The sequence below is a fragment of the Roseomonas sp. FDAARGOS_362 genome (assembly GCF_002754815.1).
GTDB classification, from domain to species: domain Bacteria; phylum Pseudomonadota; class Alphaproteobacteria; order Acetobacterales; family Acetobacteraceae; genus Roseomonas; species Roseomonas mucosa.
This window is the reverse complement of the sequence record NZ_CP024588.1, coordinates 1,152,710-1,171,382: the sequence shown is the minus strand read 5'-3', so window position 1 is coordinate 1,171,382 and position 18,673 is coordinate 1,152,710. Positions and strand designations below refer to the sequence as shown.

Sequence of the window (18,673 nt, the reverse complement as noted above, 5' to 3'; positions counted from 1 at the left end):
CCTCCTGCCGTAATGGCAGCGTCGTGCGCGTCCTGTATCACCTTCCCCTCTCGCCCCATTGCCGCAAGGTCCGACTGGCCCTGGCGGAGAAGCGGATTCCCTTCGAGCTGCGGCTGGAGCGCGTCTGGGAACGCCGGCCGGAATTCCTCGACCTCAACCCCGCCGGCATGGTGCCGGTGCTGGAGGAGGAGAACGGGCTGGTCCTCGCGGATTCCTATGTGATCTGCGAGTACCTGGACGAGGCCTATCCCGAGACCCCGCTGCTCGGCCGCACCCATGCCGAACGCGCCGAGGTGCGCCGGCTGGTCGCCTGGTTCGACGGCAAGTTCAACGACGAGGTGACGCGCAACCTGCTCTACGAGAAGCAGTTCAAGCGCATGCTGCAGCGGGGCAACCCGGACGGGCCCGCCCTGCGCGCCGGCTACGCCAACATCAAGGGCCACCTGGAATATCTTGGCTGGCTGGCCGAGACGCGGAGCTGGCTGGCGGGCAGCAGCCTGTCGCTGGCGGACCTGACGGCGGCCGCGCAACTCTCGGCGCTGGACTACATCGGCGACGTGGACTGGACGCTCTCCGACGCCGCCAAGGACTGGTACGCGCGCATCAAGTCGCGCCCGTCCTTCCGCCCGATCCTGGCCGAGCGGATCAGCGGCGTGGCGCCACCGGAACATTACGACGACCTGGATTTCTGAGCGGCGCCGGCCGCCCGCGCTGAAAACCCCGTGACAGCGCCGGCGGCAGGGGCAACCGGCCCCGCCGCCGGACGTCTTGCCTTCCGCACAAGGCGGAAGGTGGCGGCACGATGGAACTCGGGATCAAGGATCGTGTCGCGGTCGTCACCGGCGGCGATTCCGGCATCGGGCTGGAAACGGCGCGCTTCCTGCTCCGGGACGGGGCGAAGGTCGTGCTGTCCGACAAGGACGCCGCCTCGCTGGAAAAGGCCGCGGCGGGGCTGTCCGGCGAGGTCCTCGCCATCGCCGCCGACCTGACGAAGCCGGAACAGGTGGAGGCCCTGGCAAAGGGCGCGCGGGAGCGTTTCGGGGCCGTGGACATCCTGGTGAACGCCGCCGGCATCACCGGCCCGACAGGCATCTTCCACGAACTCGGTGACGAGGACTGGCGCCTGGCGCTGGAGGTCGATTTCATGGCGGCGGTGCGGGTCTGCCGGGCCTTCATCCCCGCCATGGCGGAGCGGGGCTGGGGCCGGGTGGTGCTGATCGGCTCCGAGGATGCGGTGCAGCCCTATGCCGACGAACTGCCCTATTGCGCGGCCAAGGCGGCGATCCTGAACCTCACCAAGGGGCTCTCGAAGACCTATGCCAAGCAGGGTGTCCTCGTGAACAGCGTCTCCCCCGCCTATATCGAGACACCGATGACCGATGCCATGATGGAGAAGCGGGCCAAGAAGAACGGCACCTCCTTCGAGGAGGCTGTGCAGAGCTTCCTCAAGGAGGAGCGCCCCACCCTGGAACTCGCGCGCCGCGGCAGGCCGGAGGAGGTCGCGGCCGCCATCGCCTTCCTCTGCTCCGACCTCGCCAGCTTCGTGAACGGCGCGAACTACCGGGTGGATGGCGGCTCGGTCGCCACGGTCTCGACCTGAGCTAGCGCCGCTTCGGGCCCGCCTCGCTGAGCGCCAGGTTCTGCTGCGCCAGATCGGCGGCCGCACTGTCCGGGGCGGATTGGATCACGCTCTCCCAGTCTTCCCGCGCACCCTCCAGGTCCCCGTTCAACTGCCGCAGGATGCCGCGTTCCAGGAGTGCCTCGGCATTGTCGGACTCGATGGTCAGCGCCCGGTCGATGGCGTGGAGAGCCTCCTGCGGCAGGTCGAGATGGCGCAGGGCGGCGGCGCGAAAGACCCAGGCATCCGGGCGGTCCGGGTCCAGCTCCGTGGCCCGCGTGGCATCGGCCAGGGAATCGGCGTAGCGTCCGAGGCTGCCGGAGGCCAGGGCGCGGTCCACCAGCAGGTCGGCGCTGTCCGGAGCCAGGGCGAGGCCCAGGGTCGTGGCGGCATAGGCGCGGCTGGCATCGCCGATGGCCATCCAGGCCTGCCCCGCCTGCCCATAGAGCACGGCGCGGGCGGTGTTGTTGAACCCGGTCTGCCCGGCCAGCGCCTCCAGACGGGGGCCGGCCCTCTCGCCATCGCCCAGGGCCAGCAGGGCCAGGGCCTGGCAATGGCGCGACCCGTTGCTCGTCCCGGCGCGGTCCTGCCATGCCTCGGCGAAGGCCAGCGCCCCCTGCGGATCGTCGGGGATCTGGTCCAGGCAGCGAAGATATTCCGGGCTGTCGTCCAGGCGCGGCGATTCGGGCGGGAGGGGCAGCACCTCCTCCGTCAGGGGGACGGGCGGGCGGCGCAGGAAGTGCCAGGCCCCTCCGGCCAGGGCGGCCAGGAGGGCGGCGGCAAAGGCGCCCATCAGCACGGGTCGGAGGGACAGGCTCATCCCCTCCATTCTAGAACAGATGACGAAAGGGCGGCATCGCCCGAAAGCGTGATTCTGTGGCAACGTCCTGCGGGCGGAACAGGGGCGGGGCGGACCTAGCCAGCAGCAGGGGAGCACGCCACATGCCGTCCCGATGGCATCCGACTCTTCCCCGAACCTGCTGATCCTGGGCCTGGGCTATGCCGGCGAGGCCATCGCGCAAGCCGCGCTGGCACGCGGCCTCGCCGTCCGGGGCACCCATCGCCGCGTCCCGTCTGGAGCGGAGGCGGGGCGCGTGCCGGCGATCCCCTTCGATTCCGCCGGCCCGGCGATCGCCGCCGCGACGCATCTCCTGATCACCATCCCGCCCGGCGAGGAAGGCGACCCGGTGCTGGCGCGGCATGGCGAAGCGCTCCGCGCCGGGTTGGAGGCCGGGCTGCGCTGGGTCGGCTATCTTTCCACCACGGGCGTCTATGGCGATCGCGGCGGCGCCTGGGTGGACGAGGCGACACCGCCCGCGCCGGGGCAGCCGCGCTCCCGGCGGCGGCGGCAGGCGGAACTGGCCTGGGAGGCGGCCCTGGCCGGGCGGGCCTGGCTCGACCTGTTCCGCACGGGTGGGATCTACGGCCCCGGGCGCAGCGCGCTGGACGAGGTCCGCGCCGGAAAGGCACGGCGGGTGATCAGGCCTGGCCATGCCTTCGGCCGCATCCACCGCGGCGACATCGCCCGCGCGGTGCTGGCCGCGATAGAGACATGCCCGGCCCCGGCGCCGGGGGGCGGCGGCCCGCTGGAGACCGTTCCCAGGGTGCTGCACCTGGTGGATGACGGGCCGGCGGAACCGGCGCTGGTGGCGGAGGAGGCGGCCCGGCTGCTCGGCCTGCCGCCGCCGCCGGCCATCCCCTTCGATGAGGCCTGGGCGGGGATGTCGCCCATGGCAAGGTCCTTCTGGTCGGAGCACCGGCTCGTGGCCAATGCGCGGACCAAGGCGGCGCTGGGCCTGGAATGGCGCTATCCCAGCTATCGCGAGGGGCTGCGGCAGATCCTCGCGGAACAGGGTGACGGCCCGGAAGCGTGACGGCGGCCAGCTCCGTCAGGTGCCCTCCGGCCGGAGCAGGCCGTTCAGGCTGCGCCAGAGCAGGGCGAGATCGGCGGGGCGCGACAGGCGGTGGTCGCCGTCCTTCACCAGCGTGAGCGACACGGCGGGGCCTTCCACCGCCTCCACGATCCGCAGCGCGTGGCGCCAGGGCACTTCGGCATCCCGCATGCCCTGGAGGAGCTTCACCGGGTTGGTGTAGCCCAGGGGCCGCCCCAGCAGCAGGTTGTTCCTTCCGTCCTCCAGCAGGGCGGCGGTGAAGGGCATCGGGTCGCCATAGTCGGAGGGGCGGTAGGTCACGCCGTCGCGGGCCAGGGCGAGGCGGTCCTCCTCGGTCAGCTCGTCCGGGATCAGCACCTCGGTGAAATCGGGCGCGGCGGCGATGCCCAGCACGCCATGCACGCGCTCCTCGCCCCAGAGCCTGGCCAGGAGCAGGGCGATCCACCCGCCCATGGAGGAGCCCACCAGGATCAGCGGCTCCTCCGGCGCGCGGGCATCGATCACCGCCGCGGCGTCGGCGGTCCAGCGCGTGATGGTGCCGTCCTCGAAGCGGCCGCCGCTGCTGCCATGGCCCGAATAGTCCAGGCGCAGGAAGGCCTGCCCGCGCTCGGAGCAGCGCTCCCGCAGGTAGAGCGCCTTGGTGCCCTCCATGTCGGAACGGTAGCCGCCCAGGAAGACCACCGTCGGCCCCGTGCCCCGCAGGGCCGCCCAGGCCAGTTCCACGCCGTCGCCACGGTCGAGGCGGCCGAATTCTTCCATCATGATGCGGTCCTCGGCAGTCCACGGGCGGCCAGGGAACGGAACAGGGCACCCGCGCCGAAGCGCCAGGGCGGGCACCCGTCCGTCCGCGCCACCTGGTTGCACAATGCGCCAAGCCGCCCGGAGGCGATGCGGACCCTGTCCCCCGGGACATGGGTGAAGCCGCCGCCGGGGGTGGAGCGGTCCTTGCCGGGCGAGAAGGGCGTGCCGAGGAAGAGCACGAAGCCGTCCGGATACTGGTGGTGCGCGTTGGCCGCCTGGGCCACGAGATCGGCCGGGTCGCGGCTGATCGCGCCGACCCCACCGGCCTCGTCCAGCACGAAGCCGTCCTCGCCCTCGATTCGCAGCGCGATCTCCGCGCGGCGGACATCCTCCAGCGTGAAGCCGGAATCGAAGAGGCGGATCGCCGGGCCGAGGGCCGTGGCGGCGTTGTTGTCCTTGGCCCGGCCGAGCAGCAGCGCCGAACGCCCCTCGATGTCGCGCAGGTTCACGTCGTTGCCCAGGGTGGCGCCCAGGATCTCGCCCCGCGCGTTGACGCAGAGCACCGCCTCCGGCTCCGGGTTCGACCAGGCGGAGGCGGGATGCACGCCGATCGGCGCGGCGGGGCCGACCGCCGCCAGGGGCTGGCACTTGGTGAAGACCTCGGCATCCGGCCCGATGCCAACCTCCAGGTACTGGCTCCACCAGCCCTTGGCGACGAGCGCCTCCTTCAGCCGCATCGCCTCCTCGCTGCCCGGCACCAGGGCGGCGAGGTCCTCGCCGATGATGCCGCGCACCTCGGCCCGCACCGCCTCGGCGCGGGAGGCATCGCCGCGGCAGCGCTCCTCGATCACCCGTTCCAGCATGGAGCGCACATAGGTCACGCCGCAGGCCTTGATCGCCTGCAGGTCCACCGGGGCCAGGAACCGGCCCTCCGCCAGCGCCGCCTCCGGGTCCAGCGCCAGGGGCTCGCCCCGCGCCTCGATGGCGCCGAGGGGGTCGGCCTCGTTCAGCCAGGCGCTGACCGTGCCGAAGGCGGGGGTCATGTCATAGGCCCGCCCCTGGCGCAGTGCGACGGCGACCGGCCCCGCCGGCGTGTCGAGCCGCAGGGCGAAATGGCCCTCGCGCCAGTCCTGCGGCAGGGCTGCCTGCATGGTGGCTGCCTGCATGGGTGCGGTTCCTCTCCCGTCTTTTCAGGACTGTAGAGGCGAGGCAGGGGGCCGCCAAGCGGGCGGGCCGGCGCCGGACGGTTCCAAGCCCGCCGATTAGGCATTACAGCGGCGGCACGATGCCCACTCCCCCCGCCATCCTCCAGGTCCTGCCCGCGCTGCATTCCGGCGGCGTGGAGCGCGGCACGGTGGAGATCGCCCAGGCCATCGCCCGGGCCGGCTACCGTGCCCTGGTGGCCTCCGCCGGCGGCGCGATGGCGCGCGAGGTGGAGGCGGTGGGCGGCCGCCACGTCACCCTGCCGCTGGACCGGAAATCCCCCGCCGCGCTGGTGGCCAATGCCGGGGCGCTGGCGCGGCTGATCCGGGCGGAGGGGGTGCGGATCGTGCATGCGCGCTCCCGCTTCCCGGCTTGGTCGGCCTTCTGGGCGGCGCGGCGGACGGGGGTGCGCTTCGTTACCACCTATCACGGCGTCTACAGCGAGGATTTCCCCGGCAAGCGCCTCTACAACTCGGTCATGGTGCGCGGCGACCGGGTGATCGCCATCAGCGAGCACGTGGCCGAGGTGATCCGCCGGCGCCATGGCATCGGCCCGGACCGGCTGCGGCTGATCCCGCGCGGGGTGGATGTCTCCGCCTTCGATCCCGACGCCATCCCACCGGAACGCATCGCCGCGCTGCGCGCCGCCTGGGGCGTGCCGGAACGGCAGCCGGTGGTGATGCTGCCCGGCCGCCTCAGCCGCTGGAAAGGGCAGGGCACCTTCCTCACCGCCTTGTCGCGGCTCGGCGAGGACGGGCCCACCGGCATCCTGGTGGGCGAGGGCGACTACCGCGCCGAGCTGGAGCGCGACGCCGCCACGCTGGGCCTCGGCGACCGCCTGCTGCTGCCCGGCATCACCCGCGACATGCCGGCGGCGCTGATGCTGGCCAACCTCGCGGTGCATGCCAGCACCAAGCCGGAGCCCTTCGGCCGCACGGTGATCGAGGCCCAGGCCATGCGGGTGCCGGTGATCGCCGCCGATCTCGGCGCTCCGCGCGAGACGGTGGAGGAGGGCGTCACCGGCTGGCGCGTGCCGCCCGGCGACCCGGCGGCGCTGGCCGGGGCGATCCGCCGCGCCCTGGCCCTGCCGCCGGACGCGCGCGCGGCGATCGGCGCGGCGGCGCGGGCGGCGGTGCTGGCGCGCTACACCACCGCCGCGATGCAGGCGGCGACGCTGGACGTGTATCGGGAGCTGCTGTGAGGATCCTGGTCATCAAGCTCTCGGCCCTGGGCGACGTCGTGCTGGCCCTCGGCCCCTTCGCGGCGATCCGCGCGCATCATCCGGGCGCCCATGTCACCCTGCTGACCACGAAGGCCTTCGTGGACTTCACCCGGCACATGCCCTGGTTCGACGAGGTCTGGCAGGACGAGCGGCCGAGCGGGCCCGCCGGCCTGCTGCGCCTCGCGCGCCGGCTGCGGGCCGGGCGCTTCGACCGGGTCTATGACCTGCAAACCTCGGGGCGCTCCTCGCGCTACCGCCTGCTGGTCGGCGGCCGTCCCGAGTGGTCGGGCATCGCGCGCGGCGCCAGTCATCCGCACAGCAATCCGCTGCGCGATTCCATGCACACGCTGGAACGGCAGCGGGAACAGCTGGAGATGGCCGGCATCCACGACTTCCCGCCGCCGGATCTGGGCTGGCTGGATGCCGACCTGTCGCATCTCGGCCTGCCGGAACTCTTCGCCGCGCTGGTACCGGGCGCCAGCCCGAGCCGCCCTGCCAAGCGCTGGCCGCATTTCCCGGCACTGGCGGCGCTGCTGCCCCTGCCATCCGTGGTGGTGGGCGGCCCCTCCGAGGCACCGCTGGCCAGAGCGGTGCGCGCGGAGCGGCCGGACGCCATCGACCTGACCGGCCGCACCTCGCTCTTCGAGCTGGCGGCGCTGCTCCGCCGGGCCGCCTTCACCGTGGGCAACGACACCGGCCCCACCCATCTGGCGGCGGCGGTGGGCAGCCCGACCCTGACCCTGTTCGGCGCGGACAGCGATCCCGCGCTCACCGCGCCGCGCGGGGACAGGGCGGCGTCGCTGCAACGCCTGCCGCTGGACAGCCTGGACCCCGCTGCCGTCATGACAGCCCTGCGCGGCCTGGACGTGCTGCCGGCACCGTCACCATCTGCCCCACCTTGACGTGTTGCGGGCGCGGTCCCAAAGGTCGCGCCTTGTTTCACACCCCTCCCCACGCAAGGAACGGCCCGCGCCCATGCCCGTGATCACTCTGCCCGACGGATCCACCCGTTCTTTCGACGGGGCGGTGACGGGCACGACGGTCGCGGCCGCCATCGGTCCCGGCCTCGCCAAGGCGGCGCTCGCCATGGAGCTGGACGGGAAGCTGGTGGACCTCGCCACCCCGGTCGAGGTGGATTCCAGCCTCCGCTTCGTCACCCGCAAGGACCCGGAGGCGCTGGAGCTGATCCGGCACGACGCGGCGCATGTGCTGGCCGAGGCGGTGCAGGAGCTCTTCCCCGGCACCCAGGTCACCATCGGCCCGGCGATCGAGGACGGCTTCTACTACGATTTCGCCCGCAACGAGCCCTTCACCCCGGAGGACTTCCCGGCGATCGAGGCGAAGATGCGCGAGATCGTCGCGCGCAACGCGGGCTTCGTGCGCGAGGTCTGGCCGCGCGAGGAAGCGATCCGCTTCTTCGAGGAGAAGGGCGAGCGCTACAAGGCCGAGCTGATCCGTGACCTGCCGGCGGACGTGCCGATCAGCATCTACCGCCAGGGCGATTGGCTCGACCTCTGCCGCGGGCCGCATATGCGCTCGACCGGCGATATCGGCTCCGCCTTCAAGCTGATGAAGGTGGCCGGGGCCTATTGGCGTGGCGACCACCGCAACGCCATGCTGTCCCGCATCTACGCCACCGCCTGGCGCGACCAGAAGGAGCTGGATGCCTATCTGCTCCGGCTGGAGGAGGCCGAGCGCCGCGACCACCGCAAGATCGGCAAGGAGATGGACCTCTTCCACCTCCAGGAGGAAGCGGTCGGCTCCATCTTCTGGCACCCGAAGGGCTGGAAGCTCTACCGGGCGCTGGAGGACTACATGCGCCGCCGGCTGGACGATGCGGACTACCAGGAGGTCCGCACCCCGCAGCTCGTGGACCGCAAGCTCTGGATCGCTTCCGGCCACTGGGAGAAGTTCCGCGAGAACATGTTCATCGCGACCGTCGAGGACGAATCCGAGAAGGACCGCGTCCTCGCGCTGAAGCCGATGAACTGCCCCTGCCACGTGCAGATCTTCAACCAGGGCCTGCGCAGCTACCGCGAGCTGCCGCTGCGCATGGCCGAGTTCGGCGCCTGCCACCGCTACGAGCCCTCGGGCGCGCTGCACGGCATCATGCGGGTGCGCTCCTTCACCCAGGACGACGCGCACATCTTCTGCACCGAGGAGCAGATCGCGGGCGAGACGGTCAAGTTCGTGGCGCTGCTCTCCGCCATCTACCGCGACCTGGGCTTCGAGAACTTCCGGGTGAAGTTCTCCGACCGCCCGGGGAAGCGCGCCGGGACGGACGAGGTCTGGGACCACGCGGAAGGCGCGCTGCACGAGGCCTGCCGCATCGCCAATGTGGAATACGAGATGAACCCGGGGGAGGGCGCCTTCTACGGCCCGAAGCTGGAATTCGTGCTCCGCGACGCGATCGGCCGCGACTGGCAGTGCGGCACGCTGCAGGTGGATTTCGTGCTGCCGGAGCGCCTGGACGCCGAGTACGTGGCCGAGGACGGCAGCCGCAAGCGCCCGGTCATGCTGCACCGCGCCATCCTGGGCAGCTTCGAGCGCTTCATCGGCATCCTGATCGAGCAGCATGCCGGCCGCTTCCCGCTCTGGCTCGCGCCGGTGCAGGTGGTGGTGGCGACCATCGTCAGCGATGCCGATGCCTATGCCGAGCAGGTGGGACAGGCGCTGCGTGCCGCCGGGCTCCGGGTGGAGCTCGACACGCGCAACGAGAAGATCAACCGCAAGGTGGCGGACCATATCGCGGGCCGCGTGCCGCTGATGGTGGTGATCGGACGGCGCGAGGCCGAGGAAGGGAAGATCGTGCTGCGCCGCCTGCCCGGGCGCGAACAGGAGACCCTGTCCCTGGACGAGGCCGTGGCGAAGCTGGCGGCGGAAGCCGTCCCGCCCGATGCCAAGCGCGAGAACATGGTTGCAGCGGCCTGAGCCGCGCACCATAAAATCATCCCTACGAAACCGTAACAGGAGCTAACCCTGGCCCGAGGCCCTATTCCGAACCAGCTTCCCACCCGCGACGGTCCGCGGGTAAACGAGGATATCCGCGTCCCGCAGGTCCGCCTGATCGATCAGGACGGCGAGATGCTCGGCGTGATGAGCGCGCGCGAGGCCCTGCTGCGTGCCTATGATGTGGGAATGGATCTCCTGGAGATCAGCCCGAACGCCGATCCGCCGGTCTGCAAGATCACCGACTACGGCAAGTACAAGTACGAGCAGCAGAAGAAGGCCAACGAGGCCCGCAAGAAGCAGAAGGTCGTCGAGATCAAGGAGATCAAGGTACGGCCGAACATCGATGACCACGACTACGAGGTGAAGATGCGCGCCGCGCGCTCCTTCATCGAGGAAGGCGACAAGGTCAAGGTGACGCTTCGCTTCCGCGGCCGCGAGATGGCGCACCAGGATCTGGGTGCCAAGGTGCTGGAGCGGATCCGGACCGAGCTGGGCGACACCGTGAAGGTGGAATCCATGCCGCGCCTGGAGAACCGCCAGATGATCATGGTCCTGGCACCGAAGTAGGATCTGCTGCGCCGCTCCGGAGGTTCCTCCTTCCGGCTGGCGCGTTCCCATGGGGCGATCCGGTTCCGGCTCGCCCATTCCGGCTGGCGGTGGGCTTCGCGGCCCGGCCGCCTGGTCGCGCTTGCGCCATCGGTGGCGCCTCGCGCGGCATGTCGGGCCGGGCGCCGCGCACCGGTGGAAAAAAGCGGCCCGGCATGGTCAGCCGAAGCGGGGATGACGCGTTCCCGCCCTGACCGGCCGGCGTGCCCCGGGCTTGCGGCCCATCGCCGGCTGACGGAGTTTGTGCCGGCAAGGTGAGGGAGCCGCATGCATTTCATCCGCCTCTACGCCAGGGTGCTGGGTCTCCTGGCGCCAGACAAATGGGTCGCGATCGGCCTCGCCTTCTCCGCTCTGGCCCTGGCCGGGCTGCAGTTCCTGGAGCCCGTCCTGTTCGGGCGGGTGGTGGACGTCCTTTCCGCCTCCGGCCGCCTGCCCGCCGGCGAGATCTGGCGCCAAGCCATGGCCTTGCTGGTGGTCTGGGGGGCGGTGGGCCTCACCGGGATCGCGGCGAATGTCGCGACCTCGCTGCTGGCGGACCGGATGTCGCACCGGAACCGGCTGGTCTCGATGCACCGCTTCTTCCAGCACGTGCTGTCGCTGCCGCTGTCCTTCCATGGCGACACGCAGTCCGGCCGGATCATGAAGATCATGCTCTCCGGCTCGGACAAGCTGTTCTCGCTCTGGCTGGGCTTCTTCCGCGAGCACCTGATGACCTTCCTCTCGGCCATCGTGCTCCTGCCCCTGACCCTCTTCCTGAACTGGCGCCTGGGCCTGCTGCTCATGGCCCTGGTGGTGATCTTCGTCACCGTCTCGATCTTCGTGATCAAGCGCACCCAGGCGGCGCAGGAGCATGTGGAGAAGCTCCATTCCGGCCTCGCGGGCAATGTGCAGGATGCGCTGTCGAACGTGACGGTGGTGCAGGCCTTCACCCGGATCAATGCCGAGACCCGGGCCTTCGGCGACACCATCCAGCAGGTCCTGGCGCACCAGTTCCCGGTGCTGAACTGGTGGGCGGTGGTGACGGTGATGACCCGCGCCTGCTCCACCATCTGCATCATCCTGATCTTCCTGCTCGGCACCTGGCTGCACATGCGGGGGCAGGCGACGGTGGGCGAGATCGTCTCCTTCATGGGCTTCGCCAACATGCTGATCTCCCGCATGGAGGGCGCGGTGGCCTTCGCCTCGCAGACCGTGCTGCAGATGCCCGCCCTGGCGGAGATGTTCGCCGTGCTGGATGCCCGCTCCTCCGTGCCGGAGAAGCCGAACGCCGTCGATATCGTCCAGGCGAAGGGCGAGGTGCGCTTCGAGAACGTGGCCTTCGGCTATCCGGGCGGTCCGCTGATCCTCAAGGACGTCTCCTTCACCGCGCCGCAGGGCCGCACCCTGGCCCTGGTCGGCCAGACCGGCGCCGGCAAGTCCACCGCCATGTCGCTGCTCCAGCGGCTCTGGGACCCGGTCTCCGGCCGGATCACCCTGGATGGGCACGACCTGCGGGACATCTCGCTGAATTCGCTGCGCGACAATATCGGCGTGGTCTTCCAGGATTCGATGCTGTTCAACCGCACCATCCGCGAGAACCTGCTGATCGGCCGGCCCGACGCGACGCAGGAGCAGATCGAGCACGCCTGCCGCATGGCCGAGGCGCACGACTTCATCATGCGCCAGCCCCAGGGCTACGAAACGCTCATCGGCGAGCGTGGCAGCACGCTCTCGGGCGGACAGAAGCAGCGCCTTTCCATCGCCCGCGCGCTGCTGAAGGATCCGCCGGTGCTGATCCTGGACGAGGCGACGAGCGCACTCGACACCGCCACCGAGGCCCGGGTGCAGAAGGCGCTGAAGGCCCTGATGGCGGGGCGCACCACCTTCATCATCGCCCACCGGCTTTCCACCGTCCGGGACGCGGACGAGATCATGGTGTTCGATTCCGGCTACATCACGGAACGCGGCACCTTTGACGAGCTGGTGGCGCTGAACGGCCGCTTCGCCGAGCTGGTGAAGACCCAGCTCGCCGGGACCGCCCCGGTGAGCCAGCCGGCCCCGGTGCCGGCCTGAAAGGGCCGTGCGGGGCGAGCCTCCCTCCGCCCCGCCGCTTGCCGGGATCACCCCGGAGGGAGGCCGGAACACGAAAAAGCCGCCACGGACCCGTGGCGGCTTTTTCTTCTCCCGGTGGTTCCCCTTCCCGCGAGGCAGGAAGGGGGGCCCCCGATTACTGCACGAGACGCAGGGTGCCGTCGGGGCCGCGTTCATAGACGCCGCCACCCCCGAGATAGGCGCCGTTGCTGGCACTGCGACCGGTCGTGTGGCCGCGATTGCCACGCAGATGCGCCGGGCCGGTGCCGGGGCCGCCCTCCACTGCCGAGGAACCGGCGCCGCTGACATCCCGCGGCGTCGATCCCGGGGCGGCATAGGTGGTGCCGGTCCGGTTCATCTGGGGGCTGTTGACGCGGGAGGAGCCGGCGTCGCTGTTGTCGCGCGGCGTGGAGCCATAGCCGGGACGGCTCGTTGCCGGCCGGTTCAGCATCGGCGTATCGACGCCCGAGGAACCTGCGCCGCTGTTGTCGCGGGGCGTGGCGCCCGGCCGGGCCTGGGTGTCCGGCATCGACTGTGCCGAGGCAGCACCGGCCCCGAGGGCCAGGGCCAGGGCGCAGGCCGAGAGCAAGGTCTTGTTCATTGTTGGTCTCCTTGGGCAGACCCTGTGGAGAAGTGATTCCCCTGCGTTTCAGGGTCCTTCTTCTCCCGGCTGGTCTCCCCGGCTTAACGGAGACTTTGCCGGCAAGTTGCGGTCACCTCATCACGCCACGAGACGGGCAAGAAGCCCGGCCGGACATTTCGGCGGCCAAGTTCCCGCCCGGCTTCCGGTGGCGAGGACTTCGGCTCCTGTTCTTCAGCCGCGGTCCCAGAGCCGGGCGGCGCCGAAGACGCCCGAACTGTCCCCGTGCTTCGCCTGCACGATGTTGATCCGGCGAGAATCCCCGAAGATCCAGGGTTCCATCAGGCGCGGCACCTCATGGTAGCAGTGCTCCAGATTCGAGACGCCGCCGCCGAGCACGATCACGTCCGGGTCCAGCATGTTCGTCAGGTTGGCCAGGGCCCGGGCCAGCCGGTCGGCGTGGCGCTCCAGCCCGGCACGGGCGATGGCATCGCCGGCGGCGGCCTGCTCGCCGATCGCGGAGGCGTCCCGGTGGCCGGGACCATAGGTGTCGATGGCCAGGCCGGGGCCGGAAAGATAGGTCTCCAGGCAGTTCGGGTTGCCGCACCAGCAATGGGTGCCCGGCATCTCCTCGGCGCGCATCCAGGGCAGGGGGGTGTGCCCCCATTCGCCGGCGATCCGGTTCGGACCGTCCAGCGGATAGCCGTTCACCACGATGCCGGCGCCGCAGCCCGTGCCCAGGATCACCGCGAAGACGACCGGATAGCCCCGGCCCGCCCCGTCGGCGGCCTCGCTCATCGCCAGGCAGTTGGCGTCGTTCATGACCCGGACCTCGCGGCCGATGGCATTGGCCAGATCGACGTCGAGCGGATGCCCGTTCATCTCCTGCGTGTTGGCGTTCCGCACCAGGCCGGTATGGGGGCTGATGCTGCCCGGGATGCCGATGCCGATGGTCGGCCTCGCATCGGTGCCCTGGAACTCCGCCTGCGCCTCCGCCACCAGCGCGGCGATGTTGTTCACGATGTCGTCATAGGCCCGGGGTGTCGGCCTGCGCCTGCGAAGGCGCACGCGGCCATCCTCGTCCAGGGCGACGATCTCCGTCTTCGTGCCACCCAGATCCACGCCAAGCTTGATGCGCATGACCAGCCTCGTTCTCCTGCCCCGGAGGCTGCGGCAAGACGGGGAGGCCGGCAAGCGGGACCGCGTGCCGCCGGGGCACCCCGCCGGTGGTCATGGAAGCGGGACGTGACGCGGGGCACGGAGCCGGGCAGAGAGGGGCGCGACAGGAACCACCGCCGGACACAGTCCGGTGACCGGCCCGGCCGGAAGGTCCGGCGGGTTCCGCCGTGCTGGACAGCCTGGCGCTGGAGTGATGGAATTGCGACGATGAGCGAGACGGTGCTCGACGTGAAGGGGCTGAGCTGCCCCCTGCCGGTGCTGAAGGCGAACAAGGCCCTTCGATCCCTGCCTGCCGGGGCGCGGCTGACGGTGCTGGCTACGGACCCGGCCAGCGTCAAGGATTTCCAGGCCTATGCCCGGGAGACCGGCCATGCGCTCGTCAGCTTCAGCGAGGGGGCGGGCCTGTACCGCTTCACGCTGCGAAAGCGGAAGGACACGGTCGCGTCCGAAGCCGGCTGACCCGGCGCGGGAGGGGGGCCGGCCCAGGGGGACAGACCGCCGGGGCCGGGGCAGGGGGAAGAAGAACAAGTGGATCTTCTGTTGCTGACGCACCGGGCATGCCTGGGTCACGACATGGGCTTCGAGGCCATGGAACGCCCGGCGCGCCTGCGCGTGGTGCTGGAGGCGCTGGAGGCGCAGTGCTTCTCGATGCTGGCGCGGGAGGAAGCGCCCCGTGCGACGCGCGAGCAGCTGATGCGCGTGCATCCGGCCAGCTATGTGGACACCATCCTGGCGACGCGGCCCGAAGGCGACGGGCACGTGGTGATCGACGGCGACACGGCCATGGGCTCGGGCAGCGCCGAGGCCGCGCTGCACGCCGCCGGGGCCGGAATCGCCGCCGTGGATGCGGTGATGCGCGGCGAGTTCGCCAGGGCCTTCTGCGCCGTGCGCCCGCCCGGGCACCATGCGGAGCCCGCGCGGGCCATGGGCTTCTGCCTCTTCTCGAACATCGCCGTCGCGGCCCGCCATGCCCAGGAGGTGCACGGCGCGGGACGGGTGGCGATCCTGGATTTCGACGTGCACCACGGCAACGGCACCCAGGCGGTGTTTGAGCGCGATCCCAGCGTCTTCTTCGCCTCCTCGCACCAGATGCCGCTCTATCCCGGCACCGGCGCCGCGAGCGAGCGTGGCATGGGCAATATCCTCAATGTCGCCCTGCCGCCGGGCGCCAAGGGCGACGAGTTCCGGGCCGCCTGGTCGGAGCGTATCCTGCCCGCGGTGGAAGGCTTCTCCCCCGGCCTCATCCTGGTCTCGGCGGGCTTCGACGCCCATGCCCGCGACCCGCTGGCCCATCTCCGCCTGACGGAAGCGGATTTCGCCTGGGTGACCGGCGAAATTTGCGCGGTTGCAAGGCGGGTCTGCGGTGGGCGGGTGGTATCCATGCTCGAAGGCGGCTACGACCTGGACGCGCTGGCCCGTTCCGTGGCCGCGCATGTGCGGGCCCTGATGGATGCCTGAGACATGGATAACGGGGACCGGCTTCTGGAAACGAGGTTCATGAACGACACGTCGCCCGTGGTGGAAACGCTTTCCTTCGAGGAGGCGCTGCGCGAGCTCGAGGAGATCGTCCGCAGCCTGGAGCGCGGCGATGCTTCCCTGGAGACGGCGATCGCCAGCTACACCCGCGGCACCGCCCTGCGGGCCCATTGTGAGCGGAAGCTGAACGAGGCGGAGCAGCGCGTGCAGGCGATCGTCCCCGGCCCCAACGGGCCGTCGCTGCGGGAGATCGAGGAATGAGCGGCCAGGCCATGCCGACATCCCTGACCACGGCGCTCACCGCCGCGCAGGGGGAGATCGAGCAGGCGCTCGACATCCTGCTGCCGCGCGAGGAAGGGCGGGAGGCGCCGCTCTTCGCCGCGATGCGCTATGCCGCCATGGGCGGAGGCAAGCGGATGCGGGGCTTCCTGGTGCTGGAGGGCGCGCGGCAGTTCAACGTCGCCCGCGCCTCCGCGCTGCGCGTCGCCGCCGCCATCGAGATGCTGCACGCCTATTCGCTGGTGCATGACGACCTGCCCGCGATGGACGACGACGACCTCCGCCGCGGCAAGCCCACCGTCCACAAGCAGTGGGACGAGGCCACCGCCATCCTGGTCGGCGACGCGTTGCAGACCCAGGCCTTCGCCGTGCTGGCGGCGCCCGACACGCATCCCGATCCGGCGGTGCGGGCGGAGCTCTGCCTGCACCTGGCCCTGGCCTCCGGCGCGCGCGGCATGGTGGGCGGGCAGATGCTCGACATCCTGGCCGAAAGCGCCACGGAGCCCATGACCCAGGCCGAGATCGGGCGGCTGCAACTGCTCAAGACCGGCAAGCTGATCGAGTTCTCGGCCGAGGCCGGCGCGATCCTGGGCAAGGCGCCCGCCGCGCAGCGCATGGCGCTCTGCTCCTACGGGCACGATGTCGGCGCCGCCTTCCAGATCGCCGACGACCTGCTGGACGCCACCGCCACGGTGGAGGAGGCGGGCAAGGCCACCGGCAAGGATGCCGGTGCGGGCAAGGCCACCCTGGTCAGCCTGCTCGGCCTCGAACGCGCCCAGGTCCAGGCCGAACGCCTCGTCGCCCAGGCGCGGCGGCATCTCGACAGCTTCGGGGAGAAGGCGGAACTTCTGCGCCAGCTCGCCGACTACGCGATCCAGCGTAGGAACTGACACCATCCACGCGGCCGGAGGACCCATGTCACGACCCAGCACGCCGCTGCTTGACCGCCTCCGCATCCCGGCGGACCTGCGCAACCTTTCGGCCGAACAGCTCCGCCAACTCGCCAGTGAGCTGCGGGCGGAAACCATCGACGCGGTGAGCGGCACCGGGGGGCATCTCGGCGCCTCCCTCGGGGTGATCGAGCTGACGGTGGCCATCCACGCCGTCTTCGACACGCCGGCCGACCGGCTGATCTGGGATGTCGGCCACCAGGCCTATCCGCACAAGATCCTCACCGGGCGGCGCGACCGCATCCGCACCCTGCGGCAGCCCGGGGGCCTGTCCGGCTTCACCCGGCGGTCGGAAAGCGAGTACGACCCCTTCGGCGCGGCGCATTCCTCGACCTCGATCTCCGCCGGCCTCGGCATGGCGGTGGCGCGAGACCTGAAGGGCGACGCGCGCAACGTCATCGCCGTGATCGGCGACGGCGCGATGAGCGCCGGCATGGCCTACGAGGCCATGAACAACGCCGGCGCCATGAAGTCCCGCCTGATCGTGGTGCTCAACGACAACGACATGTCGATCGCCCCGCCGGTGGGGGCGCTCTCGGCCTATCTGTCGCGCACCATCTCCTCGCGGCCCTTCCTCTCCATCCGGGACGTGATGGGCAAGCTGGCGAAGCGCTTCCCGGCGCCGCTGGCCCGCGCCGCGGAACGGGCGGACGAATACGCGCGCGGGCTGCTGACCGGCGGCACGCTGTTCGAGGAGCTGGGCTTCTACTATGTCGGCCCGATCGACGGCCACGACCTCGACGCGCTGCTGCCGGTGCTGCGGAACCTGCGCGACGCGGATGAGGGGCAGCCGGTCCTGCTGCATGTCGTGACCAAGAAGGGCAAGGGCTACGCCCCGGCGGAATCCGCACCCGACAAGTACCACGGCGTGCAGAAGTTCAACGTCGTCACGGGTGAGCAGCAGAAGGCGCCCCCCGGCCCGCCGGCTTACACCAGGGTCTTCGCCAATGCGCTGATCGCCGAGGCGGAGCGCGACGACCGGATCGTGGCGGTCACCGCCGCCATGCCCTCCGGCACCGGCCTCGACCTCTTCGGCAAGCGCTTCCCGAAGCGCACCTTCGACGTGGGCATCGCCGAGCAGCATGGCGTCACCTTCGCCGCCGGCATGGCGACGGAAGGGATGAAGCCCTTCTGCGTGATCTACTCGACCTTCCTGCAACGCGCCTACGACCAGGTGATGCACGACGTGGCGCTGCAGAACCTGCCGGTGCGCTTCGCCATGGACCGGGCCGGGCTGGTCGGCGCGGATGGCGCCACCCATGCGGGGTCCTTCGACATCGCCTATCTCGGCTGCCTGCCGAACATGGTGCTGATGGCCCCGGCCGACGAGGTGGAGCTGGTCCACATGACGGCCACGGCGGCGGCCCATGACGCCGGGCCGATCGCCTTCCGCTATCCGCGCGGCGAGGGCACCGGCCTCGCCGCCCTGCCGCAGCGGGGCGAGATCCTGCCGATCGGCAAGGGCCGCATCCTGCGCGAGGGCACGGCGGTCGCGCTGCTGTCCTACGGCACGCGGCTCGCGGAATGCCTGAAGGCGGCGGACGAGCTGGCGGCGCAGGGGCTTTCCTGCACCGTGGCCGATGCGCGCTTCGCCAAGCCGCTGGACACGGCCCTGGTGGAGCAGCTGGCCCGTCACCACGGCGTGCTGGTGACGATCGAGGAAGGCTCGGTCGGCGGCTTCGGCAGCTTCGTGGCGCAGCATCTGGCCTGGAAGGGCCTGCTGGATGGCGGGCTGCGCTTCCGGCCGATGGTGCTGCCCGACCGCTACATCGACCACAACAACCCGCGGAAGCAGTACGACGAAGCCGCGCTGAACGCCGCCCATGTGGTGGCGACGGTGCAGTCGGCCCTGGGCTCCGCTGCGGGGGGCGCGGCGCTGGCGCCCGCCAGGGCGTGAAGGCGGAT

18 protein-coding genes are annotated in these 18,673 nt (G+C 70.9%); 13 read left to right on the top strand and 5 right to left on the bottom strand.

Annotated features, from left to right (window positions below; all coding sequences use genetic code 11):
• The first annotated feature begins 23 nt into the window (after positions 1-23).
• Together CTJ15_RS10265 and CTJ15_RS10260 are read left to right on the top strand one after the other, a co-directional pair.
• Entirely contained in the window at positions 24-692 is a 669-nt protein-coding gene (locus CTJ15_RS10265) for a glutathione S-transferase family protein (protein WP_075821786.1), read from the top strand.
• Between the two features lie 110 nt (positions 693-802).
• Positions 803-1,600 (top strand): SDR family NAD(P)-dependent oxidoreductase, encoded by a 798-nt coding sequence (locus CTJ15_RS10260; protein ID WP_075821787.1) that lies wholly within the window; start codon positions 803-805, stop codon positions 1,598-1,600.
• Between the two features lies 1 nt (position 1,601).
• On the opposite strand, the gene CTJ15_RS10255 is transcribed toward CTJ15_RS10260, so the two are convergent.
• Entirely contained in the window at positions 1,602-2,438 is an 837-nt protein-coding gene (locus tag CTJ15_RS10255; RefSeq protein ID WP_019461430.1) for a tetratricopeptide repeat protein, read from the bottom strand.
• A gap of 133 nt (positions 2,439-2,571) precedes the next feature.
• On the opposite strand from CTJ15_RS10255, the gene CTJ15_RS10250 reads away from it, so the two are divergent.
• A complete protein-coding gene (locus tag CTJ15_RS10250; protein ID WP_075821788.1) occupies positions 2,572-3,492 on the top strand; it encodes an NAD(P)-dependent oxidoreductase in 921 nt (306 codons plus the stop codon).
• A 15-nt stretch (positions 3,493-3,507) separates the two neighbouring features.
• Here the strand turns inward: CTJ15_RS10250 and CTJ15_RS10245 are convergent, their stop codons facing one another.
• Entirely contained in the window at positions 3,508-4,272 is a 765-nt protein-coding gene (locus CTJ15_RS10245; RefSeq protein WP_019461432.1) for a carboxylesterase, read from the bottom strand.
• Entirely contained in the window at positions 4,269-5,417 is a 1,149-nt protein-coding gene (locus CTJ15_RS10240) for a fumarylacetoacetate hydrolase family protein (RefSeq protein ID WP_058389418.1), read from the bottom strand. The genes CTJ15_RS10245 and CTJ15_RS10240 overlap by 4 nt, the downstream gene beginning before the upstream one ends.
• 119 nt (positions 5,418-5,536) lie before the next feature.
• Here CTJ15_RS10240 and CTJ15_RS10235 point away from each other — a divergent pair, with 119 nt between their 5' ends.
• The 5 genes from CTJ15_RS10235 to CTJ15_RS10215 all read left to right on the top strand — a co-directional run bounded on the left by CTJ15_RS10235 (position 5,537) and on the right by CTJ15_RS10215 (position 12,286).
• The gene (locus CTJ15_RS10235) at positions 5,537-6,655 is read left to right on the top strand and encodes a glycosyltransferase family 4 protein (protein ID WP_058389419.1); all 1,119 of its coding nucleotides are present in this window, start codon (positions 5,537-5,539) and stop codon (positions 6,653-6,655) included.
• Positions 6,652-7,578: a glycosyltransferase family 9 protein gene (locus CTJ15_RS10230; RefSeq protein ID WP_058389420.1), complete on the top strand. Its 927-nt coding sequence runs from the start codon at positions 6,652-6,654 to the stop codon at positions 7,576-7,578. Before CTJ15_RS10235 ends, CTJ15_RS10230 begins: the two co-directional genes overlap by 4 nt.
• Before the next feature lie 73 nt (positions 7,579-7,651).
• Positions 7,652-9,607 carry a threonine--tRNA ligase gene (gene thrS / locus CTJ15_RS10225; RefSeq protein ID WP_058389421.1) on the top strand — a complete coding sequence of 652 codons (1,956 nt, stop codon included), beginning with the start codon at positions 7,652-7,654 and terminating at the stop codon, positions 9,605-9,607.
• Positions 9,608-9,670: 63 nt separating this feature from the next.
• Positions 9,671-10,195: a translation initiation factor IF-3 gene (infC, locus tag CTJ15_RS10220; RefSeq protein WP_026033249.1), complete on the top strand. Its 525-nt coding sequence runs from the start codon at positions 9,671-9,673 to the stop codon at positions 10,193-10,195.
• A 306-nt stretch (positions 10,196-10,501) separates the two neighbouring features.
• Complete coding sequence (locus tag CTJ15_RS10215; RefSeq protein WP_099781549.1) at positions 10,502-12,286, top strand: glucan ABC transporter ATP-binding protein/ permease; 1,785 nt, start codon at positions 10,502-10,504, stop codon at positions 12,284-12,286.
• A gap of 154 nt (positions 12,287-12,440) precedes the next feature.
• Here the strand turns inward: CTJ15_RS10215 and CTJ15_RS10210 are convergent, their stop codons facing one another.
• Both CTJ15_RS10210 and CTJ15_RS10205 read right to left on the bottom strand, forming a co-directional pair.
• Positions 12,441-12,905 carry a hypothetical protein gene (locus tag CTJ15_RS10210; protein WP_019461439.1) on the bottom strand — a complete coding sequence of 155 codons (465 nt, stop codon included), beginning with the start codon at positions 12,903-12,905 and terminating at the stop codon, positions 12,441-12,443.
• Between the two features lie 213 nt (positions 12,906-13,118).
• Positions 13,119-14,024, bottom strand: coding sequence for an ROK family protein (locus tag CTJ15_RS10205; protein WP_019461440.1), 906 nt, complete (start codon positions 14,022-14,024; stop codon positions 13,119-13,121).
• A 246-nt stretch (positions 14,025-14,270) separates the two neighbouring features.
• Here CTJ15_RS10205 and CTJ15_RS10200 point away from each other — a divergent pair, with 246 nt between their 5' ends.
• From CTJ15_RS10200 to dxs, 5 genes are all read left to right on the top strand, one after another.
• Positions 14,271-14,522, top strand: coding sequence for a sulfurtransferase TusA family protein (locus tag CTJ15_RS10200; protein WP_019461441.1), 252 nt, complete (start codon positions 14,271-14,273; stop codon positions 14,520-14,522).
• Positions 14,523-14,636: 114 nt separating this feature from the next.
• Positions 14,637-15,521: a histone deacetylase family protein gene (locus tag CTJ15_RS10195; RefSeq protein ID WP_019461442.1), complete on the top strand. Its 885-nt coding sequence runs from the start codon at positions 14,637-14,639 to the stop codon at positions 15,519-15,521.
• 39 nt (positions 15,522-15,560) lie between these two features.
• Positions 15,561-15,800 (top strand): exodeoxyribonuclease VII small subunit, encoded by a 240-nt coding sequence (xseB, locus tag CTJ15_RS10190; RefSeq protein ID WP_026033252.1) that lies wholly within the window; start codon positions 15,561-15,563, stop codon positions 15,798-15,800.
• Positions 15,797-16,708 (top strand): polyprenyl synthetase family protein, encoded by a 912-nt coding sequence (locus CTJ15_RS10185; protein WP_058389423.1) that lies wholly within the window; start codon positions 15,797-15,799, stop codon positions 16,706-16,708. The genes xseB and CTJ15_RS10185 overlap by 4 nt, the downstream gene beginning before the upstream one ends.
• Before the next feature lie 25 nt (positions 16,709-16,733).
• Entirely contained in the window at positions 16,734-18,665 is a 1,932-nt protein-coding gene (gene dxs / locus CTJ15_RS10180) for a 1-deoxy-D-xylulose-5-phosphate synthase (RefSeq protein ID WP_058389424.1), read from the top strand.
• Positions 18,666-18,673 lie beyond the last annotated feature (8 nt).